The sequence below is a fragment of the Aeromonas sp. 2HA2 genome, from assembly GCF_029237345.1.
Taxonomy (GTDB): domain Bacteria; phylum Pseudomonadota; class Gammaproteobacteria; order Enterobacterales; family Aeromonadaceae; genus Aeromonas; species Aeromonas salmonicida.
On sequence record NZ_JAACGB010000009.1, the window covers coordinates 36203 to 61479 of the forward strand.

General features: G+C 59.8%; 25 protein-coding genes. 19 read left to right on the forward strand and 6 right to left on the reverse strand.

Annotation, left to right across the window (positions count from 1 at the left end; all coding sequences use genetic code 11):
* Positions 1-42: 42 nt before the first annotated feature.
* The 5 genes from GWQ29_RS13055 to GWQ29_RS13075 all read left to right on the forward strand — a co-directional run bounded on the left by GWQ29_RS13055 (position 43) and on the right by GWQ29_RS13075 (position 5523).
* Positions 43-1608, forward strand: a complete 1566-nt coding sequence (locus tag GWQ29_RS13055; RefSeq protein ID WP_159165702.1) for an EAL domain-containing protein — start codon at positions 43-45, stop codon at positions 1606-1608.
* A 225-nt stretch (positions 1609-1833) separates the two neighbouring features.
* Positions 1834-3672, forward strand: a complete 1839-nt coding sequence (locus tag GWQ29_RS13060) for a 5'-nucleotidase C-terminal domain-containing protein (RefSeq protein ID WP_113721962.1) — start codon at positions 1834-1836, stop codon at positions 3670-3672.
* 86 nt (positions 3673-3758) lie between these two features.
* Complete coding sequence (locus GWQ29_RS13065; protein ID WP_021140907.1) at positions 3759-4097, forward strand: DUF2956 domain-containing protein; 339 nt, start codon at positions 3759-3761, stop codon at positions 4095-4097.
* A gap of 107 nt (positions 4098-4204) precedes the next feature.
* Positions 4205-4540 carry a hypothetical protein gene (locus GWQ29_RS13070; RefSeq protein ID WP_265422142.1) on the forward strand — a complete coding sequence of 112 codons (336 nt, stop codon included), beginning with the start codon at positions 4205-4207 and terminating at the stop codon, positions 4538-4540.
* 113 nt (positions 4541-4653) lie between these two features.
* Entirely contained in the window at positions 4654-5523 is an 870-nt protein-coding gene (locus GWQ29_RS13075; RefSeq protein WP_275919596.1) for a tetratricopeptide repeat protein, read from the forward strand.
* A gap of 95 nt (positions 5524-5618) precedes the next feature.
* Here GWQ29_RS13075 and GWQ29_RS13080 read toward each other — a convergent pair whose 3' ends face one another.
* Together GWQ29_RS13080 and fkpA are read right to left on the reverse strand one after the other, a co-directional pair.
* A complete protein-coding gene (locus tag GWQ29_RS13080; protein ID WP_159165698.1) occupies positions 5619-7025 on the reverse strand; it encodes a sigma-54 dependent transcriptional regulator in 1407 nt (468 codons plus the stop codon).
* 153 nt (positions 7026-7178) lie between these two features.
* The gene (gene fkpA / locus GWQ29_RS13085; protein ID WP_011899028.1) at positions 7179-7985 is read right to left on the reverse strand and encodes an FKBP-type peptidyl-prolyl cis-trans isomerase; all 807 of its coding nucleotides are present in this window, start codon (positions 7983-7985) and stop codon (positions 7179-7181) included.
* 119 nt (positions 7986-8104) lie between these two features.
* On the opposite strand from fkpA, the gene GWQ29_RS13090 reads away from it, so the two are divergent.
* The gene (locus tag GWQ29_RS13090; protein ID WP_275919597.1) at positions 8105-9073 is read left to right on the forward strand and encodes a hypothetical protein; all 969 of its coding nucleotides are present in this window, start codon (positions 8105-8107) and stop codon (positions 9071-9073) included.
* Between the two features lie 14 nt (positions 9074-9087).
* Positions 9088-9303, forward strand: coding sequence for a SlyX family protein (locus GWQ29_RS13095; RefSeq protein WP_005311800.1), 216 nt, complete (start codon positions 9088-9090; stop codon positions 9301-9303).
* Between the two features lie 74 nt (positions 9304-9377).
* Here the strand turns inward: GWQ29_RS13095 and GWQ29_RS13100 are convergent, their stop codons facing one another.
* Both GWQ29_RS13100 and GWQ29_RS13105 read right to left on the reverse strand, forming a co-directional pair.
* Positions 9378-10013: a peptidylprolyl isomerase gene (locus tag GWQ29_RS13100; protein ID WP_021138314.1), complete on the reverse strand. Its 636-nt coding sequence runs from the start codon at positions 10011-10013 to the stop codon at positions 9378-9380.
* Between the two features lie 154 nt (positions 10014-10167).
* Positions 10168-10374 (reverse strand): YheV family putative zinc ribbon protein, encoded by a 207-nt coding sequence (locus GWQ29_RS13105; protein WP_034523471.1) that lies wholly within the window; start codon positions 10372-10374, stop codon positions 10168-10170.
* Positions 10375-10413: 39 nt separating this feature from the next.
* Here GWQ29_RS13105 and GWQ29_RS13110 point away from each other — a divergent pair, with 39 nt between their 5' ends.
* The 3 genes from GWQ29_RS13110 (at position 10414) to GWQ29_RS13120 (ending at position 13236) form a co-directional block, all read left to right on the forward strand.
* Positions 10414-11100: a hypothetical protein gene (locus tag GWQ29_RS13110; RefSeq protein ID WP_275919598.1), complete on the forward strand. Its 687-nt coding sequence runs from the start codon at positions 10414-10416 to the stop codon at positions 11098-11100.
* A 182-nt stretch (positions 11101-11282) separates the two neighbouring features.
* The gene (locus GWQ29_RS13115) at positions 11283-12182 is read left to right on the forward strand and encodes a chemotaxis protein (RefSeq protein WP_275919599.1); all 900 of its coding nucleotides are present in this window, start codon (positions 11283-11285) and stop codon (positions 12180-12182) included.
* Positions 12183-12252: 70 nt separating this feature from the next.
* On the forward strand, positions 12253-13236 hold the full coding sequence (locus tag GWQ29_RS13120; protein ID WP_275919600.1) for a hydrolase: 984 nt from the start codon (positions 12253-12255) through the stop codon (positions 13234-13236).
* Here GWQ29_RS13120 and GWQ29_RS13125 read toward each other — a convergent pair.
* Positions 13218-14369 (reverse strand): membrane-associated sensor domain-containing protein, encoded by a 1152-nt coding sequence (locus GWQ29_RS13125; protein WP_275919601.1) that lies wholly within the window; start codon positions 14367-14369, stop codon positions 13218-13220. The genes GWQ29_RS13120 and GWQ29_RS13125 overlap by 19 nt on opposite strands.
* Before the next feature lie 89 nt (positions 14370-14458).
* Here GWQ29_RS13125 and GWQ29_RS13130 point away from each other — a divergent pair, with 89 nt between their 5' ends.
* Positions 14459-14701: a YheU family protein gene (locus GWQ29_RS13130; protein ID WP_021138320.1), complete on the forward strand. Its 243-nt coding sequence runs from the start codon at positions 14459-14461 to the stop codon at positions 14699-14701.
* Positions 14702-15102: 401 nt separating this feature from the next.
* Here GWQ29_RS13130 and GWQ29_RS13135 read toward each other — a convergent pair whose 3' ends face one another.
* Positions 15103-16449, reverse strand: a complete 1347-nt coding sequence (locus GWQ29_RS13135; RefSeq protein ID WP_275919602.1) for a UDP-glucose/GDP-mannose dehydrogenase family protein — start codon at positions 16447-16449, stop codon at positions 15103-15105.
* Positions 16450-16669: 220 nt separating this feature from the next.
* Between GWQ29_RS13135 and arnB the strand changes: the two genes are divergently transcribed.
* The 8 genes from arnB (at position 16670) to GWQ29_RS13175 (ending at position 25271) form a co-directional block, all read left to right on the forward strand.
* Complete coding sequence (gene arnB, locus GWQ29_RS13140) at positions 16670-17806, forward strand: UDP-4-amino-4-deoxy-L-arabinose aminotransferase (protein WP_265462350.1); 1137 nt, start codon at positions 16670-16672, stop codon at positions 17804-17806.
* Between the two features lie 6 nt (positions 17807-17812).
* Positions 17813-18790, forward strand: a complete 978-nt coding sequence (gene arnC / locus GWQ29_RS13145; RefSeq protein ID WP_265462351.1) for an undecaprenyl-phosphate 4-deoxy-4-formamido-L-arabinose transferase — start codon at positions 17813-17815, stop codon at positions 18788-18790.
* The gene (gene arnA / locus GWQ29_RS13150) at positions 18790-20781 is read left to right on the forward strand and encodes a bifunctional UDP-4-amino-4-deoxy-L-arabinose formyltransferase/UDP-glucuronic acid oxidase ArnA (RefSeq protein WP_265422150.1); all 1992 of its coding nucleotides are present in this window, start codon (positions 18790-18792) and stop codon (positions 20779-20781) included. The genes arnC and arnA overlap by 1 nt, the downstream gene beginning before the upstream one ends.
* Positions 20774-21673 (forward strand): 4-deoxy-4-formamido-L-arabinose-phosphoundecaprenol deformylase, encoded by a 900-nt coding sequence (gene arnD, locus GWQ29_RS13155; RefSeq protein WP_275919603.1) that lies wholly within the window; start codon positions 20774-20776, stop codon positions 21671-21673. The genes arnA and arnD overlap by 8 nt, the downstream gene beginning before the upstream one ends.
* A 68-nt stretch (positions 21674-21741) precedes the next feature.
* Positions 21742-23385 carry a lipid IV(A) 4-amino-4-deoxy-L-arabinosyltransferase gene (gene arnT, locus GWQ29_RS13160; RefSeq protein ID WP_275919604.1) on the forward strand — a complete coding sequence of 548 codons (1644 nt, stop codon included), beginning with the start codon at positions 21742-21744 and terminating at the stop codon, positions 23383-23385.
* Positions 23385-23729, forward strand: a complete 345-nt coding sequence (locus tag GWQ29_RS13165; protein WP_275909474.1) for an EamA family transporter — start codon at positions 23385-23387, stop codon at positions 23727-23729. Before arnT ends, GWQ29_RS13165 begins: the two co-directional genes overlap by 1 nt.
* Positions 23726-24172, forward strand: a complete 447-nt coding sequence (arnF, locus tag GWQ29_RS13170; RefSeq protein WP_275909427.1) for a 4-amino-4-deoxy-L-arabinose-phosphoundecaprenol flippase subunit ArnF — start codon at positions 23726-23728, stop codon at positions 24170-24172. Before GWQ29_RS13165 ends, arnF begins: the two co-directional genes overlap by 4 nt.
* A 229-nt stretch (positions 24173-24401) precedes the next feature.
* Entirely contained in the window at positions 24402-25271 is an 870-nt protein-coding gene (locus GWQ29_RS13175; protein WP_005311770.1) for a phosphoribulokinase, read from the forward strand.
* Positions 25272-25277: the final 6 nt, after the last annotated feature.

Genomic DNA, 25277 nt, shown 5'->3' on the forward strand with positions numbered 1-25277 from the left:
CGCCCTTTTTTTGTTCAATTTCCGTTCACCGAGGCGTGGTTCATGGCTCTCTCTTTTCTGCGTAGCGGCAACATGCCTCGTTTGCTGGCCAGCCTGCTGTGCTGCGCAACCCTGATCCTGGTTTCCCTCGCCACTCTCTATTGGCAGACCTGGTCCATGACCCGCCAGCAGGCGCAAAATGCCGCCGAGCGTGCCATGGTGCAGATAGACAGCGCCCTCTACCACTCTACCCAGGCGGCCCGGGCCGCACTGCCGCTGGTGGGCCGCCCCTGTCACGAGGTTGCCCGCGAGCTGAGAGTACTGGTTGCCACCTCCCCCTATGTACGCTCGGTCAACCTCTCACGCCATGGTCGCCTCTACTGCTCTTCCATCTTCGACGAGATCAACCTGAAAGATGAGCTGCAAAACGGCCAGCACCAGCAGCTCAAGCTCAAAGCCGTCACCCGGCTCGGACTCAAGCCCTCGCTGCTGTTCTATCGCCTGAGCGAAGGCGATCATGGGGTAGTGGTTGCCATCAACCCCTACCACCTGAGCAAACCGCTGCAATGGCGACTTGGCGGGCCCAACAGCTGGGTGCAGATAGGTGAGCAGTGGCTCGATATCAAAGGCCGGATCCACAACGGTATCGCCCCTGTTTTTCGGGGGTTCAACTACCCGCTCAGTTCGACGGTATTCGGCTACAGCCTCAATCAGGGATTCCCGCTGGAAGCCGTGTTGCTGCTCACGCTGAAAAAGCAGAGCACCGTCATCATCTTGATCCTGACTCTGGGCGGGCTGGCCGGCCTTGCCACCTATCGCTGGTGGAGCCATATCTCCACCCCGACCCAGGAGCTCAAGCGCGCCATCATCAAGCAGGAGTTCATTCCCTACCTGCAACCCATCGTTTACAGCAAGAGCGGTCAGCTCCATGGCTGCGAGGTGCTGATGCGCTGGCAGCACCATCGTCAGGGGTTGATCCGGCCGGATCTCTTCATCCCGCTGGCGGAGGAGAGCGGCCTCATCATACTGATGACCCAGACCCTGATGCAGCAGGTTCGTCTGGAGTTTGCCCCCCATGTGGCGCAACTGCCGCCCAGCTTTCACTTCGGTTTCAACATCTGTGCCCAGCACTGCCAAGAGATGAGCCTGATCGACGACTGCCGCCGATTCCTGGCTGCCTTCGCCAGCAATCCGGTCACGCTGGTGCTGGAGCTGACCGAGCGGGAACTGATCACCCCCTGCCAACTGACCGACCAGCTATTCGGCGAGCTGCGCCAGATGGGGGTCAAGATAGGTCTGGACGACTTTGGCACAGGCCACTCCAGCCTCACCTATCTGCAACAGTTTCACGTGGACTACCTCAAGATCGACCAGAGCTTCGTCGCCATGATAGGCACCAATGCCCTCTCTCGTCATATTCTTGACAGCACCATCAGTCTGGCCACCCGGCTGGGACTGGAAACCGTCGCCGAAGGGGTCGAAACCCAGGAGCAGGCTGACTTCCTGACAGAGCGCAACGTCAACTACCTGCAAGGCTACCTCTATGGCCGTCCGCTCACCCCGGCCCAGTTCCTGCGGCTGCTGCCCGCCCCGGTGCCGGAGCAGACAGACCCCTATCAAGCGGCATGATCCCTCAGCGACGCTCGGGTGCCGATGCAACAATGTGAAACTTGTCATTAGTCTGTGGCAATGGCGTTAAACAATCTGGCAAACGTTTGTTTGCTTTATTAATGTGCAGTAGCTCAAAGGAATCAGCTCTCTTTATTTCCAATTACTGCTTTTTGCCTAGAATCGCCACACTCCTGTCATACAGGAACGATATACAGGACAATAACAACAAGAGGATTATTACCAATGAAGAAGACGTTACTGGCCGTCACCGTCTCTATTACTCTGCTCGGGCTGACCGCCTGCAATTCAGAAAACAGCAGCAAGGAGCATATTCCGCTGGATCTGACCATTGCCCATATCAATGATACCCACGCCCACCTCGACCCGACCGAAAATGCGCTGGCCATCCAGCCCACCGGCCAGGAGCTGTTCAAATTCTACGCCAAACTGGGCGGCTATCCCCGTCTGAAGTTCAAGCTGGACGAGCTGCGCAGCCAGGCCGCCAATGAAGGCCGCAACTTTATGGTGCTCAACGGTGGTGATGCCTTCCAGGGCACTCTCTACTTCACCCAGTTCAAGGGGGAAGAGGAGTCTCGCCTGCTCTCCGACATGGGTATCGATGCCATGGTGCTGGGCAACCACGAATTTGATTTGGGCAATCAGGCCATTAAAGATTTCGTCTCACGGGTGAATTTCCCTGTATTGGCTTCCAACATGGTGAAATCCAGTAGCGCCACTCTGAAAGACAGTGAAAATATTCATGAATATGTCATTAAAGAAATAAATGGCGAGAGCGTGGGTATTTTCGGGCTGGTGCTGGAAAATATGCATGATATCTCTTCACCGGATACCGATACCCAATTCCTGCCGATGATTGAAACCGCCCAGAAAATGGTCGACACCCTCAAGTCAAAAGGCGCCAACAAGATCATCATGGTCACCCATATCGGTTTGCAAAATGACCAGGCCGTCGCCAAGGCGGTCAACGGTATCGACCTGATTGTCGGCGGTCACTCCCAGACCTTCCTCGGCGACATCAACGAGATCAACACCATAGGCTACACGGCCCACAACCAGAATCCGGACGACGACAACACCTATGCCCAGCTGGTCGGCAATCCGGACGGTGGCAAGACCTGTATCGTGCAGGCCGGTGAATGGGCCAAAGGCTATGGCCTGGTCAACGTCTCCCTGAGCAAGGAAGGCCAGATCACCAAGTGTGAGGGGCGCAATACCCTGATGACGGGCGACGATTTCACCAAGGACGTGGCCAAGAAGAAAGAGCCCCTGAGCGGCAGCGAGCAGACCAATGTGGTCGACTTCATTACCAAGTCACCCGTCATCGAAATCGTGCCGGAGAACACCGCCATGCGCGATGTGATCGACACAGAGTACAAACCGGCCGTGGCCGAGCTCGAGGCCAAGATCATCGCCGAGGTGCCGACCAAGTTGCCCCATGTGCGCGTGCCGGCCACCCCGGATGGCGCGGGTCTGATCGATCCTCTGGTAGCCGAATCCCTCTACTGGAAGCTCAACAAACTCAATACCAAGGTCGACTTCACCATCCAGAACGCCGGTGGTGTGCGCGCCGATGTGAACGCGGGCCCGCTCTCCGTCGGTTACGTGATGGGCACCTTGCTGCCGTTTGGCAACAAGATCGCTGCCTTCAACCTCAAGGGTAAGGACGTGCGCGCCACCCTGGAGTACGCTGTTGACTATTCCATCGGCCACGAGACGGGGATTGGTGCCTCCAGTGGTGCTTTCCCGTACGTCGGCCACCTGAGCTACACCTATGACGGCAAACTGGCCAAGGGTTCCCGCATCACCAAGCTGGAGCTGCTGGACGCCAATGGCCAGTGGCAGCCGCTGGACGACGACAAGGTGTACCGTGTCGGTGCCAACACCTATATCGCCTCCGGCAAGGATGGCTACAACGGCCTGCTCAAGCGCGAAGAGCTGCCCAACAAGGGTGACTATGTCGATTCCGGCGTCGGTGAGAACGAGATGTTCATGGAGTATGCCGAGTCCCAGGGTACCCTCAATCCGCTGCCCTATGCGACCGTGACCTACTTCAAGCCCTGATCAGGCTCACACGCTATTGCAACGGCGCCTGAGGGCGCCGTTTTTATGGCATACTCCCCGCCCATCGATGCCGAGGAGAATGTTTGATGGCCAAATACGACAAGATTTCCCCCGAGACCCAGCAAGAGGCGCAGAAAATTGCTCGCGCCAACCAGAAGCCGGGACAGACCAAAGAACAGACCCAGCTGATCGCCCAGGGGATCCAGAAAGGCATAGACGAATACAAGAAGCAGATGAAGGCGCGGGCTCGCGAGGCCAGTCGCCAGAAGAAGTTGCAAACCAAGGCAAAACAGCAGCCGCAAGCCGGACATGAGGAGGAGGGCGACATTGAGCTTGTCGAGGTCTCCCGCCAGCATCCTCTGCCCTGGATCCTGTTGCTGCTGAGCTGGGTTGGCTTTGCCGCTGCCTGGCTAGGGTTGCACTGAGCGCGCAAACCTTTACCTGGGATCCTCTTCACAGGCTGGGGGCAGCATGCTGGTCATCTTCCCTTCCGACTGATTAAATCCCGCCTCTTGTCGTCTGGAGACTTGCCATGAACCCGGCCCCCTTCTATCTGCTTGCACCCCTGGTGCTGTTTATCGTGACCCTGGTGCTCTATCGCATCTCTCCGCTGCGAGCCGTCGCCGCTGGCAGTGCACGCTGGTTTATCCTGCCCGCCTTCACTCTGTTCATCCTGCTCATAGTGATCAACGGCGCCGCCGATCCCGCCCTGCGCAGCCCGACCTTTCACTGGCTGATGCCCGGGCTTGGTTTTGCCCTGACCCTGTTTCCGGCCCTGCCCAAGGCGCTGGTGCCGCGTCTGGCCATCAAGGAAGGTGCCTTCGCCGCCCTCGGCCTGATGCTGATGAGCCTTGCCATGGTTTACTGACCGGCTGGCCGCTGGCGTTGACATGACTCAAGGGGCGCTCTGTGACGGGCGTCCCTTGTACAAACAATGGCCCGTAGGCATATTGGTGACAATATCACCGGCAAGGAGGCCAGATGGACAAGTCACCCGATTTCATGGCGCAGTGGAATTATCAGGATCCCGCCGCCAGTGCCCTGCGTTTTCATGCACTTCTTCCCGAGGCGCGTGCTGCTGCCGACCTGCAACTCGAGCTGGAGTTGCTGACCCAGATCGCCCGCACCCATTCCCTGCTGCGCCAGTTTGCCGAGGCCCACCAGCTGCTCGACGAGATAGAACCCCGCCTCACCGATGCCACCCCGCGAGCCCGCCTTCGCGCCCTGCTGGAGCGCGGCCGCACCTTCAACTCCGCCGGCGACAAAGCCACAGCCAGAACCCTGTTCGAACAAGCCTGGCAGTGGGGGCTCAAGAGCAAGGAGCGCTATCTGGCCATCGATGCCGCACACATGATAGCCATAGCCGCGCCACTGGAGGAACAGAGCCGCTGGCATCAGCTGGCCATGGAGCTGGCGGAACGCAGTCAGGATGAAAAGGTGCGCGGTTGGCTCGCCAGCCTCTACAACAATCAGGGCTGGACCCTGTTCGAGCTGGGACGCTTTGATGAAGCCAGAGTATTCCAGCAAAAGTGTCTGGCCTGGCACGAACAACATAACAATACGGCCAAGGCCTTCATCGCCCGCTGGAGTCTGGCGCGATTGACCCGGGCACAGGGGTTGCACGAGCAGGCGCTGGCCGAGCTGAAACAGCTGCAGGAGGAGATGGCAGAGGCCGGCGAGCCGGAGGATGGCTATCTGTTCGAGGAGCTGGGGGAGAATGCATTGGTGCTGGACGATCCGGCTGCGCCCGAATACTTCTCCCGCGCCTGGTTTCTGCTGTCACAGGATCGCTGGTTCAAGGCCAACGAGGCGGAGCGACTGGCCAGACTCAAGCAGCTGGCCAAGCTCTAGCAAACAGCCTCTAACAAAGCAGCAGGGCGGCCAGTTGGCCGCCCTGCGCACAAGCTCATCTGCCCAAGATGACGGATGCCATCCCGACACCTGCTTCAGACCAGGCTCGTCTCTTCCCAGCCCTGCTTTTTGCGATAGATGGTGGAGGGACTGATCTCCAGCAGTGCCGCTGCCTTGGGGATATTGCCGTCACAGCTGGCGATAGCCTGCTCTATGGTCTCTTTTTCCACCAGCCAGAGCGGGCGTATCGGCGCGTTGAAAGAAGGCAAGGTGGCACTGCCAGCCGCGGCCAGCGGCGCTGTTGCGGCCAGCATGCTACCCCGACTGCCATTCAGCGGCGGTGGCAAGATGTCAGGACTCACCAGCTCTCTGTCGTTGAGCACCACTATGTTGCGCACCACGTTTTGCAGCTCGCGCACGTTGCCAGGCCAGGGGTAATCGAGCAGCACCCGCGCCGCCTCCACATCGAAATCCTTGAAGCGCTTGTTCTCTTCCTTTGCGTAGCTCTGCAACAGGTTACGCGCCAGCAGCAGTATATCCTCGCCACGCTCGCGCAGCGGTGGCAGGCTCAGCGGGATCACGTGCAGGCGGTAGTAAAGATCTTCACGAAAACGCCCCGCCTTCACCTCCACCAGCGGATCCCGGTTGGTGGCGCAGACGAAGCGCACATCCACCGTCTCCAGCTTGCCGCTGCCGACCCGTTGCAGGGTGCCGGTCTGGATGAAGCGCAGCAGCTTGCTCTGCAGGTCGAGATCCATCTCGCAGATCTCGTCCAGGAACAGGGTACCGCCATCAGCCAGACTGGCCGCCCCCTTGCGATCCCCCTGGGCGCCGGTGAAGGAGCCCTTGACGTGACCGAAGATCTCGCTCTCCATCAGGTCATGGGGAATGGCGGCGCAGTTGAGCGCTATGAAGGGTTGCTCGCTGCGGGGGCTGCACTGGTGAATGGCCTCTGCGCATACCTCCTTGCCGGTGCCGCTCTCCCCCGTGATGAAGACGGTCGCCTTGCTTGGCGCCGCGCTCTCTATGATGCGATAGACGGCTTGCATCGGCATGGAGGCACCGATAAAGCCGGCGAACGAGCTGCGTTCGAAATTTTCCCGATACTGGGCCACCAGCGAACTCAGTTGCTGATGTTTCAGGGCATTGCGGGCAGTGGCACAGAGCCGCTTGCCATCGAACGGTTTGGTCAGGAAGTCGAAGGCACCGAGGCGCATCGCCTCCACCGCCACATCCACGGAGCCGTGGGCGGTGATCACCACCACGGAACAGGGCAGCTGCTGTTCGGTGATCTGCTGTAAAATGTCCATGCCGGACATGTCGGGCAGTTCAAGGTCGAGCAGTACCACAGGTGGCGGGCTGGTCAGCAGCTGCGCCAACGCCTGCTGACCACAATCGGCCAACAGCACCTCATAGCCATCCTGGGCTAGATACTGTTCATAAACCACCGCCAGACTGCGGGTATCTTCCACCAACAGGACTCGAGGTTTGCTTTCAGCCACGGGAGCCATCCTTGCGATTGATTTCGTTGTCTATTTCAGGTCTTGCCCGCCATGTTACCACAGCTGGCGCGGCCTCTCTTTTATCCCGCCATTCGCAGGGAGATACAAGTAAAAACGGCTCCCTAAGGAGCCGTTTTTTTCAACGATGGGCGCTTACTTCTTGGCGTTGTCGCCATCAGCAGCCGGCTTCTCAATCGCCAGCAGCTCAACATCGAACACCAGCACGGCATTGGCCGGGATGGAACCTGCACCGTGCTCGCCATAAGCCAGCTTGGACGGCAGGAAGAACTTGAACTTGGAACCGACCGGCATCAGCTGCACGCCTTCGGTCCAGCCAGGGATAACCTGGTTGAGCGGGAAGGTAGCGGGCTCACCGCGATCAACGGAGCTGTCGAACTTGGTGCCGTCGGTCAGGGTACCTGTATAGTGAACCTTGACGATGTCAGTGGCTTTAGGCTTGGCGCCGTCACCCATCTTCTCGACCAGATACTGCAGACCTGATTCGGTGCTCTTCACACCTTCTTTCTTGGCGTTGGCAGTCAGGTACTCTTCACCCTTCTTCTGGTTATCCACGGCATCCTTGTCAGCCTTGGCCTTGGTCAACTCGTTGATCTTGGCATCGTACTGCTGCAGAACCTTCTGGATCTCCTCGTCAGTCATGCTGGCTTCTTTACCCAGACCATCGGTCACCCCCTTGAGGATGACGCTGTTGTCCAGTTTGATGCCGAGTTCCTGCTGACGTTCCAGGGTATTGGCGATATAACGACCCATGGAGAGGCCAATTGCATAGCCGGATTGCTCTTCAAAGCTCTTGGCATCAGCCTTGGGGGCCTCTGCCGGCTTGCTGGCTTCTGCCTTGACCTCTGCGTTGTTCGCAGCCGGCTTCTCATCTTTTTGGCAAGCAGTCAGACTCACGGCAACCGCCGCAGCCAACAGGGACACCTTCAGAAAATTGTTCATCAGTTTCTCCAAAACTCTAAATACCGCTCTCGGTTCCTTCGTGAAATGAGAGGTTTATCGTGATAAGCGCTTTATACTAACGCCGTGATCGCAGGTAACGAAAGCATGAGACAGGAAAAATGATAAAAAGTGCCATTTATCTCATCGGTATTTGTCTGATACTGACCGGTTGCGAGCAGAGCTCCCAGCCGGGCCAGCAAGTCATCCTCGACAGCCAGGGACTGATGAGTGCGGACCTTGCCAGTGACGGCAAACAGGCCGTCGTCTCCAGTCTGGACCAGGGCACAGTCGTGTGGGACCTGGAACAGGGCAAGGAGCGCTGGCGCTGGCGTCAGTCCGACAATCCGGACAATGTCCCCATAGTGACCCGTTTCTCGGCAGACAACAGTCATGCGGTGACCGCTACCCTGGATACCTTCGCCATCTGGCGCCTGCAAGATGGCCAGTCCCAAGGCTACTATTCGCTACCTGAATCCAAACTGAGAGACATAGCGCTGTCGGCCAATGGTCGCCAGGTGCTGATCGGGCGTGAAGATGGCAAGGCGGAGGTGGTCGATACCCAGAGCGGCCGCCGGCTGCAATTTCTCGGCCACACCGAGCAGGTCAATACGGTGGATCTCTCCGCCAATGGTCGCTACGCCCTCACCGGCGGCAACGACTACAGCGCCTATCTGTGGGATACCCGCTCAGGTCAGGTGGTATGGCGTTTCAACCACGCCGGTCGGGTGGTAATGGCAAGGCTCGATCCCCAGGGCCGTTTCGCCTTCACAGCCGACAGCCGTCAGGCCAGCATCTGGGATCTCAAGACAGGCAAGGAGGTGAGCCGCTTGCAGTTCGCGCACCGCTTCGAGGTCTACACCAGTGCCCGCTTCGCCAACGACGGCAAATGGCTCATCACGGGCGCCCCCTCCCGCCAGCTCTCCCTGTGGCAGGTGAGCGATGGCACCCAGCTGCAAAGCTGGCGCGTCTCGCCCCATCCCAAGGTGAAACCGCCGAGTGCAGTGGTCTACGGCGTGGCTTTGCGCGACAATAGCCACCTTGTCAGCGCCAGCTCCAGTGGTCTGGCCGAAATCTGGACTATCAAGTAAGGACCTAAAGGCCCATGAGTCAGCAACTTAACGATCGCATCGAAACCCTGGAAAGCCGTCTCGCCTTTGCCGAATACACGGTGGAACAGCTCAACGACGAGGTCACCACCCAGGGCCGTGAGCTGGATCGACTCAAGCACCAGATCCAGCTGCTGGTAGATAAACTGCAAAGCGTACAACCTAGCCAGATTGCCAGCATGGCCGAAGAGACGCCGCCCCCGCACTACTGAGCGGTTGTCTCTGCACCATAGAAAAACCCGCGATAAACGCGGGTTTTTTTATCGGGCCAAGCCCGGGGCACAGATCAGTGCTGGTGACCCTTGCCACCGCAACCGCCGCCGCCACAGCAACCGCCATGACCCTGCTCATCGCCGTGGTCATGACCGTGATCGTGACCATGGCCACCACCGCAGCAACCACCGTGCTCATGGCCGTGATCGTGGTCATGGTCGTGACCATGATCGTGACCGCAACCACCGGCACCGTGAACATGGCCGTGAGCCAGCTCTTCGGCAGTGGCAGCACGGACGTCCTTGATCTCGACCTTGAAGCCCAGGGTCACGCCAGCCAGCGGATGGTTGCCATCCACCTTGACGAACGCTTCGGACACTTCAATGACGGTAACCGGACGGTGACCATCGTCAGTCTCGGCCACAAAAGTATCCCCTTCAGACACTTCCATGCCGTCAAACAACTCGCCAGGTACTTCTTGCACCAGGGTTTCGTCGTATTCGCCATAGGCCTGGCTCGGTGCCAGAGTAAGGTCGAACGCCTCGCCCACGCTACGGCCTTCCAGCTCGGCTTCGAGGCCGGAGACCAGATAACGGGTACCGTGCAGATACACCAGAGGCTCTTTACCGACAGTGGTGTCGATGACTTCACCATGTTCGTCAGTGACTGTGTATTCCAGCGTAACCACGCTCAGGGGAGCTACTTTCATGTCAGGGATCCTGCGGATAGAAAAAAACGGGCTCAGAATACCTCAAAAAGGTGGCCAAGCATATGGTCGGACCCCCTGCGTCATGATGAAAAAGTCATCACTGCGAAACGGGATGAGCCTGACTTACGCCCCTTTTCTGGTACTGCTGATAACCTCACTCGGGACGAAACACCCCTATGACCTGTTCGGTCTCTCGGGTTAGCTTGTCCACCTCGGCCTGCGTCTGCACCTGGGTATCCCCGCAGTCGACACAGGTCACCTTCTCGACTCCATGCTCCATATACAGCATCATGGTGTCCATTTTGCCGCATGCTGGGCACACAGCGCCGGCAATGAAGCGTTTTTTACGTCTGGTTTCCATTTTTGTTACCTCCAGGCAGCATCATATCAGGGTTTTTACATGCATCACGCCATCGAATGTCAGCATTTTTCCTCCCCTCACCTGCAGGTTGGCGGCCGCAAACGCGCGCCACTGGGCCAGTTGCTGCGAATAACCCGGGGCGGGGCGCTGCTGCGACTCGGCCAGCATGAATTGCTGCTGACAGCGGGCAACAGTTTCTGGCTCTGCGCCGATGCCCTCGCCGCCTTCAGCCCGCTGGCAGGCTGCCATTATGATTTGCTGACTTGTTCCCCGCGGGTTGCCCAACCTGCACAGGCAGGCTGGTTGCACCCGACACAGCTACTTGATGCCCTGTTCGACAGCCTGACTCAGTGGCAACGCCCACGCGACTGGCAAGGGGCCTATGGTTATCGCCTACAGGTGATGCTCGACGAGCTTCAGTCCTGCCCGCTCGCGCAGCATGGTGACCAGATGCTGCAAGGCGCCTGGCGGGCACTGGCAGGCCAGCAAACGGGCAGTGACGCCGCCTGGCAGGCGTGCCTCTCCCAGCGAGGCATGACAGATCCGGGCCTAGCGGCCGATGCCCTGAGCGCCCAGTGGCAGCTGCTGCAAGCTGTGCGCCTGCTCAAAAGCGGCAGCAAACGGGAACAGGTGATAGCCAAGCTCGGCTACCGGGACGAAGAGGCTCTCGCCCAAGCGTGTCAGCACTGGCTTGGCGCCAGCCTGGACCAGCAAGTACCCGCCTGATCGCCCCTGATTGCCATGACCCGCACAGACACGCCATAGGGTCAGCAAGGTGAATAAATGGGTGAAATGAGTCCAGTTTTACGGCGCGCGGTCGCTAATAACGGGAGGGCCATTTCGCCTATAATCCTTTATGCTAGGGGCCTGAATTGACTGATACCGTTTTGACTCACAGGACATCTGCCATGAAAAGCAAGGCCAACCAATCCCAGGGCATGTTGCTGTTTCATCTCTCGGCCAAACAATCCTTTGCCATCGGCACCCTCAAGGTGAAGGAGATAGTGCCTTACACCCAGCTCACGGCCATGCCGCACTCGCACCCGACCGTGCTCGGCGCCGCCAGCATGCGGGGCACCACAATCCCGGTAATCGACATGGCCATGGCGGTGGGTTATCGCCCTATCAGCAAGGAGGAAATGCCGAGCTGCTTCATCATCATCACCGACTGTCGCCGTACCCTGGTGGGCTTTTTGGTGCGCGGCATCGACAGGATCACCGAGTGCAACTGGCGCGATATCGAGTCCCCTCCCGCGGCTCTCGGCCATAACGTGTTCGTGACCGGGGTGACCCGGGTCAACGACCAGCTGATCCAGTTGCTGGATGTGGAACTGATACTGTCACGGGTCTACCCGGACGACCCCAGCCACCTCTATCCGGTGCTGACCGATGTGCAGCGGGAGCGGATCAAGCCGATGCGGATCCTGCTGGTGGATGACTCCTCCGTCGCCCGCCGCCAGCTGACGGCCGCCCTCGACTACATCAATATTCCCTACGAAGTCTGCACCAACGGCAAGGATGCGCTGGCCCTGATGCAGGCTCGCGCCAGCCAGAAGACCCCCATAGATATCCTGGTGAGCGACATAGAGATGCCGGGACTCGACGGCTATGAACTGGCCTTCGAGGTGCAAAGCGATGCGACGCTGGCGGGTGCCTACATCATCCTGCACACCTCGCTCTCCAGCGAGATCAGCGTGGAACGGGCCCATCAGGTGGGTGCCCACGAGGCGCTGACCAAGTTTGAGGCCAACGAAATGGTCCAGGCCATGTTGCGCGGTGCCGAGCACCACGACAGCCTGCTGGCCTGACCCAAATCGGCGAGAAGCAGCCCTTCTCGCCGTGCTTTTCATTGCCCTGATTCCTGTTTCGGACCCCATCATGCTCATAGAGAGTCACTTCCATGCCCCCTGGTGGGCGCGCAATCCCCATCTGCAAACCATATTGCCAAAGTGGTTGCGACGAGCCCCCGCCCGTTTCGTGCCTGAACGTTTTGAACTGACAGACGGGGACTTCGTCGATCTCGCCTGGAGCGGTGACATCAGCCAGGGGGAGCGGCCACTGATAGTGCTGTTTCACGGCCTGGAGGGGAGCATCCACTCCCACTATGCCAAAGGGTTGTTTGCCCATCTGCAGCGCCAGGGGGACGAGGCGGTACTGATGCATTTTCGCGGCTGCAGCGGCGAACCCAACCGCCTGCTGCAGGCCTATCACTCCGGTGCCATCGAGGATGCACAGGCGCTGATCGCCGAGCTGGGGCGGCGTTTTCCCGGCAAGCCGATGATCGCCATCGGCTATTCACTGGGGGGCAACATGCTGGTCAATCTGCTGGCGAGGGCCTGCCCGAAGGAATTGAAGGCAGCCGTGGTGATCTCGGCACCGCTACAGCTCGACAGCTGCGCCGATCGGGTCAATCAGGGATTCTCGCGGGTGTACCAAAACTATCTGCTGCGCACCATACGCCATAACCTGCAAAGCAAGATCCGTCGCCAGGCCGAGGCGGGCAAACGCTGGCAGCCCCAGCAGGTACAAGCGATTACTACCCTGCGCGACTTCGACGAGCAGGTCACGGCCCCCCTGCACGGCTTTGCCAGTGCGGACCACTATTACCAGAGCTGCTCGGGTCTGGGGCTACTGGCACGCATCCCCATTCCTACCCTGGTGATCCATGCCGCCGACGATCCCTTCATGACAGATGCCGTGATCCCGCGGCCGGAGCAACTCTCACCCATGGTGCGTTACGAGTTGAGCCGGCGGGGAGGCCATGTGGGCTTCCTGCACGGCACGCCCTGGCGGCCCCGCTTCTGGCTGGAGGAGCGCATCAGCCAATGGTTGCAGGAGCAGACTCAGGGGGCTATCAGGTAGCCGTTGCGGCCCGTTTCCTTGACCCGATAGAGCGCCTCGTCAGCTCGTGCCAGCATGTCGGCAACCGACTCATCTTCACGCCACAAGGCAATGCCCTGACTCACAGTCACATTGGGGGAGACCTCTGACTGCGCATGGGGAATGGCGCGGGCCGCCAGGGCGGCGGAGATCCGCCTGGCAATGTATGCGGCGAGCAGGGCATCGGCGCCGGGCAGCAGGATCACGAACTCCTCCCCACCATAGCGAGCCACGACATAGACCCGCTGTCGCACCGCCTCACGCAGGCAATCCGCCACCGCAATCAGGCAGTTATCCCCTTGCAGGTGACCGTAGTGGTCATTGAAGCGTTTGAAGAAATCCACATCCAGCAGCAGGATGGCAAAGTCACCATGCTGCTGGCGCACCTCGGCCAGGATCTGCTCGCTGACCCTGGTAAAATGGCGCCGATTGGCCAAGCCGGTCAAGGGATCCTGTTTGGCCATGCCATCGAGCTGACGGGCCAGCGCCAGATTCTCGTGTTCCCGAGAGACCGCCAGCACGAACCAGCCGTTCAGCATGCGCCGCCCTGTCTCCAGCAGTATGACGAGGCAGCCTACCGCCAGTCCGTGCACTATGGGAAACGGCACCCTGACAAACAGGGCTTCCAGCAACAGAAAGAGCAAGGGCGGAACGCTGAAACAGTAAAACAGCCGCGCCTCGCAATAGAGGGCGATCAGTGCTGTCATCAGCAGCAAGCTGATAAGGTCAAACGCCAGACTGAAGCCCCCCCTCAGCTCAACCAGAGCGATGGCATAGCCAAACAGTGCCCAGGCAAGGCCCCACAACAGCGCCCCGACGCACAAGCAGGGCCGCCAGAGCGCCAGCGGCTGCCTCGACAACCAGCGCCAGCACAGGGGAAACAACAGGCAGGCCAGGGTCATCAGGGTAAGCTGCATCTCATAACGCCAGGGCAGTATGCGGGCAACCACCAGATGGGCATCCTGATAGACATAGAAACGGGCAAGCAGGAACAGGAGTGCCAGCTGGTTGACGGCCCAGAACCAGAACAACCCCTTGCTCAGAGCGTGGCGGCGCGATTCGCACAGATGGTGATCAAAGCGAGTGGAGAGGCGACGTTGTTCATCAGTCAGCATGGTCACACCCGCTTGCAGCCCGATAAACTCCTTGCGCTTGCTGACAACCGATAGACAATATCCACACGTTCGTAACTGAAGATGACCCCATGATTATCCCCTGGCAAGACTTGGACTCCGATACCCTCAACAACCTGCTCGAACACTTCGTCCTGCGGGAAGGCACCGAGTACGGTGAGCATGACGTCAGCCTGGCTGACAAGGTCGACGAGGTCAGACAGCAGTTGAAGCAAGGTCTGGCCGTGATCGTCTACAGCGAACTGCACGAGAGCATCAACATAGTGTCAAAAGCGACCTTCAGCAGCGCACCGATGGACGATATACCGGAATAGCCAGGTGATTGCCATCCCAATCTGGGCCTTGCCAGCGCAACTGGCATGATGGCGCAACAAACCTGACAGTTCCCGCCCGGGGTCAGGCCTTTATACTGGATATAAAAATGGCCCGCCGAATCATCGACAGGCCATTTGGGGCAAAGCATGTGCCTGAGCAGAGGGATCTATTCAGCGATCAAGGCTCAATTCTGAATGAATAAAGCACCACTCTGGATCACACCGAATAAAAATAGATGTCATTCACACTAATATAAGTGGATGCACATGTTTCCCGCCGAGGCGGAAAATCCCTATCGTAAATACAATAAATAAAAAGAGAATCTCATCACAATATTACCTAAATATGACAAGAAAATTCTCCCATATCAACACAGGACTCATGTCAACGCACCCATCCCCTATTTCGTTACCGACTCGCCACGACCAATGCCGTAGTAGTGAAAACCATGCTCCTTCATGCGACCCGGATCAAACAGGTTGCGACCATCCACGATCAGCGGCCATGTCAGCGCCTGCTTGATGGCGACGAAGTTGGGGGCCTTGAAGTGGTTCCACTCGGTGCAGATCACCAGGGCATCCGCACCGAACAGGGCGGCCTCCTTGGTGCCCATCAGCCGCAGCTTGTCACAGTTGCCATAGAGGTGCTGGGCCTCCTGCATAGCCTCGGGATCATAGGCCTGCACGGTCGCACCCGCATGCCACAACGCCTCCATCAGGGCCCGGCTCGGCGCCTCGCGCATGTCATCGGTATTGGGCTTGAACGCCAGCCCCCACAGGGCGATGGTCTTGCCCGCCAACGAGTCGCCCTGAGCGCTGAAGAAACCGGACAACAGCTCGTAGAGCCGCGACTTTTGCTGCTCATTGACCCGTTCCACCGCCCGGATCAGCGGCGTGTCATATTGCAGTTCCTGGGCCGTTGCCAGCAAGGCTTTGACATCCTTGGGAAAACAGGAGCCGCCATAGCCACAACCAGGGTAGATGAACTGATAGCCGATTCGCTGATCAGACCCTATCCCCTGGCGCACCATCTCGATGTCGGCACCGACTCGCTCGGCAAGCCCGGCCATCTCGTTGATGAAGCTTATTTTGGTAGCCAGCATACAGTTGGCAGCGTACTTGGTCAGCTCGGCGCTGCGCACATCCATGAACAGGATCCTGTCATGGTTACGGTTGAACGGTTCGTAAAGCTCGCGCATCAGCTGGCGGGAGGCTTCGTTGCTGGTGCCGACCACGATGCGATCCGGCCGCAGGCAATCCTGAATGGCGGAGCCCTCTTTCAGAAATTCGGGGTTGGAGACCACATCGAAGGCAAAGGAAACATCTCGCTGCTGCAAGATGGCATTCACCCTGGCCGTCACCTTGTCGGCGGTGCCCACCGGCACGGTCGACTTGTTGACTATGACGACGGGGGTATCGCGATGCAGGGCTATGGTTTCGGCCACCGTCAGCACATGACTGAGGTCGGCGGAACCATCTTCCCCGGGCGGCGTACCGACCGCCAGAAATTGCACCTCGCCGTGTTTGACGGCCAGCACGGCATCCGTGGTAAACACCAGGGCACCGCTCTTGATATTGCGCTGAAGCAGGGCTTCCAGCCCGGGTTCATAGATGGGAACCTGGCCGGCCATCAATTCAGCCACCTTCTGTTCATCGACATCGACACAGATAACCTGGTGGCCAACATCGGCCAGTACTGTGGCCTGGACCAAGCCCACGTAGCCACTTCCAAATACAGTAATATTCATATTGATACAACCAAAATGTCAGAGATGATGTAATTTGGAAAAACAAGAATCTGGGGGGTTATAAATATTTACCACATTACATAAGATGACAGCATGAGTTAATTGTTACCAGCTGTTTCTGGCCCATTGCAGGCCCGCTTTTATATACGATATGTTGAGCATCATTTTTAGGGCTGCCCCACCTGCTGGGCACTGATTAATATTCATTATTGGATCGCTTATGCAAGATTTTCTGCCATTTTCGAGGCCCGCCATCGGCGACGCCGAGATAAGTGCTGTCTGTGAGGTGCTGAAATCGGGCTGGATCACTACCGGTCCGAAGAATCACGAGCTGGAACAGCAATTCTGTGACACATACGGCTGCCAGCATGCGGTTGCGCTCTGCTCTGCCACCGCCGGCATGCACGTCACCCTGATGGCGCTGGGGATAGGCCCGGGGGATGAGGTGATCACCCCGTCACAGACCTGGGTGTCCACCATCAACATCATCACCCTGCTCGGCGCCGAACCTGTTTTCGTCGACGTGGACAGAGACACACTGATGACCAGCGCAGAGCTGATAGCGCCGCTCATCACCGCCAAGACCAAAGCCATCATACCGGTCCACTACGCCGGTGCCCCCGTCGATCTTGACCCTATCCTCGACCTGGCACGCCAGCACGGTATCCCCGTCATCGAAGATGCGGCCCACGCGGTCGGCACTCGCTATCGGGAGCGCTGGATTGGCGCCACCGGCACCGCCATCTTCTCCTTCCATGCCATCAAGAACCTGACCTGCGCCGAAGGGGGCATGCTGGTGACCGATGACAAGGCGCTGGCAGACAAGGCCCGCATGCTGAAGTTTCACGGGCTGGGGGTGGATGCCTTCGATCGCATGAGCCTGGGCCGCAAGCCGCAGGCGGAAGTGATCACCCCGGGCTTCAAGTACAACCTGGCCGACATCAACGCCGCCATCGCCCTGGTGCAGCTGGCGCGCCTGCCCGAGCTCAATGCCAGACGCGCCGAGCTGGTGGCCCGCTATCAGGAAAAACTGGCCGGCCTGCCGCTGATGCCGCTCGCCGTGCCCGCCTACTCACATCTGCACGCCTGGCACCTGTTCATGGTGCGGGTCGACCCCGAGCGCTGCGGTCTGGACCGGGATCGGCTGATGCAGGCGCTGCAGGAGCGCGGCATAGGCACAGGGCTGCACTTTAGAGCCGCCCACACCCAGAAGTACTACCGCGAGCGCTACCCGACCCTCAGCCTGCCCCATACCGAGTGGAACTCCTCACGCCTGTGCACCCTGCCACTCTTCCCGGACATGACGCTGGCCGACGTTGACCGCGTGGTCGCGGCCCTTATCGACATATTGGAGTAACGACACGTGAACAACACAGACATCAAGCTGGTTTCGGTGATCATCCCCGTCTACAACGAGGAGGCCAGCCTGCCCGTGCTGCTGAGCCGGGTCACGGCCGCCTGCGAGCTCCTGCCACAGGATTACGAGGTGATCCTGATCGATGACGGCAGCCACGACGGCTCCACCGAGATCATCAGCGAGGCCGCCGCCAAAGACGGCAGCAAGCTGGTCGGGGTGTTGCTCAATCGCAACTATGGCCAACATGCCGCCATCATGGCCGGCTTCGAGACCGCCAAGGGGGATCTGGTGATCACCCTGGATGCGGATCTGCAGAACCCGCCGGAAGAGATACCCCGGCTGGTGGAGGCCGCCATGCAGGGCTATGACGTGGTGGGCACTGTGCGTCGCAATCGCCAGGACTCCTGGTTTCGCAAAACGGCGTCCAAACTCATCAACAAGTCGGTGCAAAAGGCCACCGGCGTGCACATGAGCGACTACGGCTGCATGCTGCGGGCCTACCGCCGCCACATCATAGACGCCATGCTCTGCTGCCAGGAGCGCAGTACCTTCATCCCCATCCTGGCCAACAGCTTCGCCCGGCGCACCATAGAGCTGGAAGTCGGCCATGCCGAGCGGGCTCATGGCGAATCCAAATACGGCCTGATGCACCTCATCAACCTGATGTACGACCTGGTCACCTGCATGACCACCACCCCGTTGCGTCTGCTCAGCATCGTCGGCAGCGTGGTGGCGGGCATAGGTTTTACCTTCTCCATCCTGCTGATCCTGATGCGCTTCGTGATGGGCGCAGATTGGGCTGCCGATGGCGTCTTCACGCTCTTTGCCATTCTCTTCACCTTCGTCGGCGTACAGCTGCTGGGCATGGGTCTGCTGGGGGAATACATAGGCCGCATGTACACAGACGTGCGCGCCCGTCCCCGCTACTTCATCCATCAGGTCGTGCGTACCGCCTCCACTCCTTCGCAACAGGAAGCTGAATAATGAAAGTTGTCGTCTTTGCTTACCATGATATCGGTTGTACCGGTATCGAGTCCCTGCTCGAGGCAGGTTACGAGATCCAGGCCGTCTTCACCCATGCGGACGACCCCAGCGAAAATCGCTTCTTCGGCTCGGTAGCCCAGCTCTGCGCCGAGCACGATCTGCCGGTCTACTCCCCCGAGGATGTCAATCACCCGCTCTGGGTCGAGCGCATCAAGGAGCTGGCACCTCAGGCCCTCTTCTCTTTTTATTACCGCAACATGCTCAAGCAGGCGATCCTGGATATCCCGACCGCCGGCGCCTTCAACCTCCATGGCTCCCTGCTGCCGGCCTATCGCGGCCGCGCGCCCATCAACTGGTGCCTGGTCAATGGTGAAACCCAGACTGGCATCACACTGCATCAGATGACAGTACGGCCCGATGCCGGTGACATGGTCGCCCAACAGGCCGTCGAGATAAACGATGCCGACACGGCGCTGACTCTGCATGGCAAGGTACGCCTCGCCGCCAAAACCTTGCTCGATGTCGAGCTGCCAAAATTACTGGCAGGCAAGATCACCCTGACGCAACAAGATGAGTCCAAGGCCAGCTATTATGGCCGCCGTACCCCGGCTGATGGCGAGCTGCACTGGGATAACCCGGCCAACACACTCTACAACCTGGTCCGTGCCGTCACCCAGCCCTATCCGGGCGCCTTCAGCTACGCCGGTGATCGCAAGCTGACGGTGTGGAAGGCAACCCACATAGCCCAGGATAGCGACATGCTGCCCGGCACCATTCTCAGCCAGGATCCGCTGCGCATCGCCTGTGGTGAAGGCGTATTGGAAATAGTGGCCGGTCAGGCGGAAGGGGGACTCTATGTGCGCGGCGCCCAGCTCGCCCGTGAACTGGGCCTGGTAGCAGGCATGCGACTCGGCCCCAAGGCCAGCAGTGCCCTGCGCAAAGAGCGATTGACCCGGGTGCTGATCCTCGGGGTCAACGGCTTCATCGGCAACCACCTGACCGAGCGTCTGCTTATGGACGGCCGTTACGAGGTCTATGGGCTGGATATCGGCGCCAGCGCGCTCGAGCGCTTCATTGACCACCCCAACTTCCATTTCGTGGAAGGGGACATCAGCATCCACACAGAGTGGATCGAGTATCACATCAAGAAATGCGACGTGATCCTGCCGCTGGTGGCCATCGCCACCCCCATCGAGTACACCCGCAACCCGCTGCGCGTGTTCGAGCTCGATTTTGAAGAGAACCTCAAGATCGTCCGCTACTGCGTGAAGTACAACAAGCGCATCATATTCCCCTCCACCTCCGAGGTGTATGGGATGTGCGACGATCACAGCTTCGATGAAGACGAGTCCCGCCTCATCGTCGGTCCCATCCACAAGCAGCGCTGGATCTACTCCGTCTCCAAGCAGCTGCTGGATCGGGTGATCTGGGCCTATGGCAAGAAAGAGGGGCTCAATTTCACACTGTTCCGCCCCTTCAACTGGATGGGACCGCGCCTCGACAGCCTGGACTCAGCACGCATCGGCAGCTCCCGCGCCATCACCCAGCTGATCCTGAATCTGGTGGACGGCACCCCGATCCAGCTGGTGGATGGCGGCGCCCAGAAACGCTGCTTCACCGACATAGAGGACGGCATCGAGGCCCTGTTCCGCATCATAGAGAACAAGGGCAACCGCTGTGATGGCCAGATCATCAACATCGGCAGCCCGGACAACGAAGCCAGCATCCTCCAGATGGCCGAAGTGCTGCTCGGCAAGTTCGAGGCACACCCGCTGCGCCACCACTTCCCGCCGTTTGCTGGCTTCAAGATGGTGGAGAGCAAGTCCTTCTACGGTGACGGCTATCAGGATGTCTCCCACCGCCGTCCCAGCATCAAGAATGCCCGCCGCCTGCTCGACTGGGAACCGACCATCGAAATGGAAGAGACCATCGGCAAGACCCTGGACTTCTTCCTGCAAGGGGCGGTCAGCACGGGAGTCGAGCATGATTGATGTGGGTCTGCGGATCGACGTTGATACCTTCAGGGGGACCCGTGACGGGGTTCCCCGCTTGCTGCAAACCCTCGACCGGCATCAGATCAAGGCCAGCTTCTTCTTCTCCGTGGGCCCCGACAACATGGGGCGCCACCTGTGGCGCCTGCTCAAGCCCCGCTTCCTGCTCAAGATGCTGCGCTCCAACGCGGCATCCCTCTATGGGCTGGATATTCTGCTGGCCGGCACCGCCTGGCCCGGCAAGTCCATCGGCAAGCAGCTGGGTTCCCTGATGCGCGATACCGACAGCGCCCGCCACGAGGTGGGCCTGCACGCCTGGGATCACCACGGCTGGCAGGCCAATACGGGTCGCTGGGATGAAGCGACGCTTATTCATCAGACAAGGCTGGGGGTGGATGCCCTCAACCGGATCCTGGGACGGGAGGTGGACTGCTCCGCCGCCGCCGGCTGGCGGGCAGACCCGCTCACCACCCAGGCCAAGGAACATTTCGGCTTTCGCTACAACAGCGACTGTCGCGGCAGCGGCCTGTTTCGGCCCCTGCTGCAGGACGGGCGGCTCGGTACGCCGCAGATCCCGGTCAATCTGCCCACCTTCGATGAAGTGGTCGGCCCCGAGGTGACGGCGGCGCAGTTCAACGCTTTCATCTTGGACAGGCTCAGCACCCCGCCGCAGGTGGCGCCTCACGTCTACACCATTCACGCCGAGGTGGAAGGCATCGTCATGGCGGAGCAGTTCGATGCCCTGCTGAGCGAAGCCAGGGAGCGCGGCATCCGCTTTGTGCCGCTGGGGGATCTGTTACCATCCGACCCTAGTCAGCTGGGCGCCGGGCGGCTGGTGCGCGGCACCCTGCCTGGGCGAGAGGGATGGCTTGGCTGCAAGGCCGATGTCTAGACCCTTACTCACATCGCGGACGTCATGATGCGCCATTGCGCTCACCACATAATGCTACAGAGGATGTCATGAAGTTGACCAAGTGGGCCCTGCCCCTGTTCTTTCTCTTGTTTTACCTGCTGCCCCTCGACCAGCGGCCGCTTTGGAGCCCCGACGAGAACCGTTACGCCGAGATAAGCCGGGAGATGGTGAGCACGGGGGATTGGGTCGTGCCCCACTTCCTGGGCTTGCGCTACTTCGAGAAGCCCATCGCCGGCTACTGGTTCAACAGCATCAGCCAGCAGCTGTTCGGTGACACCAACTTCGCCGTGCGCTTCGCCTCGGCCGCCGCCACAGGCCTGAGCGCCCTGCTGATCTTCTGGTTCGCGCTGCAGCTTTGGCAGTGCCGGCGCAAGGCCTTCCTGGCCAGCCTCATCTATCTGTCGCTGTTGATCGTCTACGGCATAGGTACCTACAGCGTGCTCGATGCCATGGTCACCCTCTGGCTCAACGCGGCCATGGTCAGCTTCTACATCATCCGCAAGGAGGGATCGCTGCGCAGCCGGATCGGCGGCTATCTGCTGTTCGGCCTGGCCTGCGGCATGGGCTTTCTCACCAAGGGCTTCATCGCCCTGGCGGTGCCCGTCATCGTCATAGTGCCCTACGTCCTCTATCAGCGCCGCCTGCTCGAGCTGGTGCGCTTCGGGCCGCTGGCCATCCTGAGCGCGGTCCTGCTGACCGCCCCCTGGGCCATCGCCGTGCACCTGCGCGAGCCCGACTACTGGCACTACTTCTTCTGGGTCGAACACATACAGCGCTTCGCGGCGGATAACGCCCAGCACAAGGCGCCTTTCTGGTACTACCTACCCATGGGGCTGCTCGGCACCCTGCCCTGGCTGGGCCTGCTGCCCGGCGCACTGCGCAAGGGCTGGCAGGATCGCAAAATAAGTCCTGAGACCCTCTATCTGCTGGCCTGGGTCATCTTGCCGTTCCTCTTCTTCAGCGTTGCCAAGGGCAAGCTGCTCACCTATATCCTGCCCTGCTTTGCTCCCTTGGCCATGCTGCTGGCCGCCAGCGCCGTCGACCTGCTCAAGGAAGGTAAAGAGCGAGCTTTCAGGGTCAACGCCTGGCTGAACGGCCTGTTCGGCCTCATTTGCCTGGCGGTGCTCGCCGTGCTGGCCTTCTCCCCCAGCCACGCCGTCTACGGCGAAGAGGATCATGGGGCGCTGGCGGTGGCCATGGTCATCTTCGCCGGCTGGGCCCTGCTCGGTTTCATCCAGTTGAAGGATGTCAGCCGCCGCTGGACCCTGAGCGCGCTCTGCCCTATGGTGCTGGCGGTGGGTCTGCCCTGGGCGCTGCCGCAATCCCTGATCGACTCCAAGCTGCCGGAGCGCTTCATCGAGGCCAACCAGGCCGTGCTGATGCAGTCCAGCACCCTGCTGGCCAACGATGTGGGGCTGGCGTCCTCCCTCGCCTGGGAAACCCGGCGCAGCGAAATAACGCTATTCGACAGCAAGGGCGAGGTGCATTACGGTCTCGGCTACCCGGATGCCGAGGGGCGCTACGTGGCACGCGCCGACTTCCCTGCTTTGCTGGCAGAGGCGCGTAAAAAAGGTCAGGTGGCCCTGTTGATGAAGACGGATCGGGACGGCAACACGGGCCCCGTGCCCCCCGCCGACGAGACGATAGTGAGTCATCGGCTGACCCTGCTGATCTATCACGGGGCCCAATGATGGACATACTGCTGCTGCTGCTGGTGTGCCTGCTGACCTGCGGCGGCCAGATGCTGCAAAAGCAGGCTGTCATCAGCTGGCAGCGTCAACCCTGCAGCCACTGGCAGAAGCTGCTGTCGCCCTGGCTCATCGCCAGCGTGGCGGCCCTCGGCAGCGGTATGCTGCTCTGGATCTACCTGCTGCAACGGCTGCCGCTGAGCATGGCCTACCCCATGCTCAGCATCAACCTGGTGCTGGTGCTGATTGGCTCGCGGCTGTTCTTTCACGAGCAGATCAGCTACCACAACTGGCTGGGGGCCGGCGCCATCATCATTGGCGCCCTCTTGCTGGGAGGCTTGCTATGAGAGGTGACAATACCGGGGCTGGCAAAGCACCTACGGTGACGGGGAGGCCGGCGATCAAGGGCTATCTCTATGTGCTGGGCAGCATACTGCTGGTGACCCTCGCCCAGCTCGCCATGAAATGGGGAGTCATGCAGTTGCCAGCCTGGCAGGCCAGCCTCGATATCATGCTGGCTCACCCGGTGCCGCTGCTGGTCATCACAGCCGGAGTGGGCTGCTATGCCCTGTCGCTGCTCTGCTGGTTGGCGGCGCTGCACTTCACCCCGCTCAATATCGCCTACCCCCTGCTCAGCACCAGCTATGCGCTGGTCTACCTGCTGGCGGTCACCATACCGAGCTTTGCCGAACCGCTGGAGCCGGGCAAGGCGGTGGGAGTGATCTTCATCCTGCTGGGGGCCGTGCTGGTAGGGATAAAACCGGTGGGCAGGAAGCGCAACGCCCATTAACTCATCACGGTTTGGCTCGCTATCCTCACCGTGCAAGGGCTGCTTCGTCAGCCCTTTTCTTATGATGCGGATCCCTCTGCTCACCCGGCTCATCTCCCCTTCGTCGCTGCGCGTCAGGGAACAAGTGTCACGCCAGTGAACCAGTCGGGCGGCGGTACTGACAAGCGGCGTACTTGACCGCACTCGGAACATGCCTTTATAACGGAACTCCCAAGGAAGAGAGAATTCTATGTCGGCCAAGCATCCCATCATTGCAGTCACCGGTTCGTCCGGTGCCGGCACCTCCACCTCCACCAACGCCTTTCGCTCCATGTTTCATCAGCTTGGTTACAAAGCGGCCGTGGTGGAAGGGGACAGTTTTCATCGCTACACCCGACCGGAAATGGACGTGGCGATCCGCAAGGCGCGCGAGCAGGGGCGCCACATCAGCTATTTCGGCCCCGAGGCCAACGACTTCGCGCTGCTGGAGTCCTTCTTCCAGGAGTACGGCCAGAACGGCAGCGGCCAGTATCGGCGCTATCTGCACAGCTTCGACGAGGCGGTCCCTTTCAATCAGATGCCGGGTACCTTCACCCCCTGGCAAAATCTGCCGAGCGAGACCGATCTGCTGTTTTACGAGGGGCTGCACGGCGGCGTGGTCACAGATGACCACAATGTGGCGCGTCACGTGGACTTTCTCATCGGCGTGGTGCCCATCGTCAACCTGGAGTGGATCCAGAAACTCATCCGCGATACCTCGGAGCGGGGGCATTCGCGCGAGGCGGTCACCGACTCCATAGTCCGCTCCATGGATGACTACATCAACTTCATCACTCCGCAGTTTTCCCGCACCCATATCAACTTCCAGCGGGTGCCGACCGTGGATACCTCCAACCCCTTCAGTGCCAAGGTGATCCCGAGTCTGGACGAGAGTATGCTGGTGATCCGGTTTCGTGGCATCAAGCAGGTGGACTTCCCTTACCTGTTGTCGATGATCGATGGCTCCTTCATCTCACGGATGAACACTATCGTGGTTCCGGGTGGCAAGATGGGCTTCGCGATGGAGCTGATCCTGCGCCCGCTGATCCAGCAACTGCTCGAAACTGGCAAGATCACTTAAGCCAAG

What these genes read in the sequence shown, in the direction of transcription:
- GWQ29_RS13095 (WP_005311800.1), top strand. Translation starts at nt 9,088, where the DNA reads ATGAGTCAGCAACTTAACGATCGCATCGAAACCCTGGAAAGCCGTCTC.
- GWQ29_RS13105 (WP_034523471.1), bottom strand. Translation starts at nt 10,374, where the DNA reads ATGGAAACCAGACGTAAAAAACGCTTCATTGCCGGCGCTGTGTGCCCA.
- GWQ29_RS13060 (WP_113721962.1), top strand. Translation starts at nt 1,834, where the DNA reads ATGAAGAAGACGTTACTGGCCGTCACCGTCTCTATTACTCTGCTCGGG.
- arnB (WP_265462350.1), top strand. Translation starts at nt 16,670, where the DNA reads ATGCAAGATTTTCTGCCATTTTCGAGGCCCGCCATCGGCGACGCCGAG.
- GWQ29_RS13055 (WP_159165702.1), top strand. Translation starts at nt 43, where the DNA reads ATGGCTCTCTCTTTTCTGCGTAGCGGCAACATGCCTCGTTTGCTGGCC.
- GWQ29_RS13110 (WP_275919598.1), top strand. Translation starts at nt 10,414, where the DNA reads ATGCATCACGCCATCGAATGTCAGCATTTTTCCTCCCCTCACCTGCAG.
- arnD (WP_275919603.1), top strand. Translation starts at nt 20,774, where the DNA reads ATGATTGATGTGGGTCTGCGGATCGACGTTGATACCTTCAGGGGGACC.
- GWQ29_RS13070 (WP_265422142.1), top strand. Translation starts at nt 4,205, where the DNA reads ATGAACCCGGCCCCCTTCTATCTGCTTGCACCCCTGGTGCTGTTTATC.
- arnF (WP_275909427.1), top strand. Translation starts at nt 23,726, where the DNA reads ATGAGAGGTGACAATACCGGGGCTGGCAAAGCACCTACGGTGACGGGG.
- arnA (WP_265422150.1), top strand. Translation starts at nt 18,790, where the DNA reads ATGAAAGTTGTCGTCTTTGCTTACCATGATATCGGTTGTACCGGTATC.
- GWQ29_RS13065 (WP_021140907.1), top strand. Translation starts at nt 3,759, where the DNA reads ATGGCCAAATACGACAAGATTTCCCCCGAGACCCAGCAAGAGGCGCAG.
- GWQ29_RS13165 (WP_275909474.1), top strand. Translation starts at nt 23,385, where the DNA reads ATGGACATACTGCTGCTGCTGCTGGTGTGCCTGCTGACCTGCGGCGGC.
- GWQ29_RS13130 (WP_021138320.1), top strand. Translation starts at nt 14,459, where the DNA reads ATGATTATCCCCTGGCAAGACTTGGACTCCGATACCCTCAACAACCTG.
- GWQ29_RS13075 (WP_275919596.1), top strand. Translation starts at nt 4,654, where the DNA reads ATGGACAAGTCACCCGATTTCATGGCGCAGTGGAATTATCAGGATCCC.
- GWQ29_RS13090 (WP_275919597.1), top strand. Translation starts at nt 8,105, where the DNA reads ATGATAAAAAGTGCCATTTATCTCATCGGTATTTGTCTGATACTGACC.
- fkpA (WP_011899028.1), bottom strand. Translation starts at nt 7,985, where the DNA reads ATGAACAATTTTCTGAAGGTGTCCCTGTTGGCTGCGGCGGTTGCCGTG.
- GWQ29_RS13125 (WP_275919601.1), bottom strand. Translation starts at nt 14,369, where the DNA reads ATGCTGACTGATGAACAACGTCGCCTCTCCACTCGCTTTGATCACCAT.
- arnT (WP_275919604.1), top strand. Translation starts at nt 21,742, where the DNA reads ATGAAGTTGACCAAGTGGGCCCTGCCCCTGTTCTTTCTCTTGTTTTAC.
- GWQ29_RS13175 (WP_005311770.1), top strand. Translation starts at nt 24,402, where the DNA reads ATGTCGGCCAAGCATCCCATCATTGCAGTCACCGGTTCGTCCGGTGCC.
- GWQ29_RS13100 (WP_021138314.1), bottom strand. Translation starts at nt 10,013, where the DNA reads ATGAAAGTAGCTCCCCTGAGCGTGGTTACGCTGGAATACACAGTCACT.
- GWQ29_RS13120 (WP_275919600.1), top strand. Translation starts at nt 12,253, where the DNA reads ATGCTCATAGAGAGTCACTTCCATGCCCCCTGGTGGGCGCGCAATCCC.
- GWQ29_RS13135 (WP_275919602.1), bottom strand. Translation starts at nt 16,449, where the DNA reads ATGAATATTACTGTATTTGGAAGTGGCTACGTGGGCTTGGTCCAGGCC.
- GWQ29_RS13115 (WP_275919599.1), top strand. Translation starts at nt 11,283, where the DNA reads ATGAAAAGCAAGGCCAACCAATCCCAGGGCATGTTGCTGTTTCATCTC.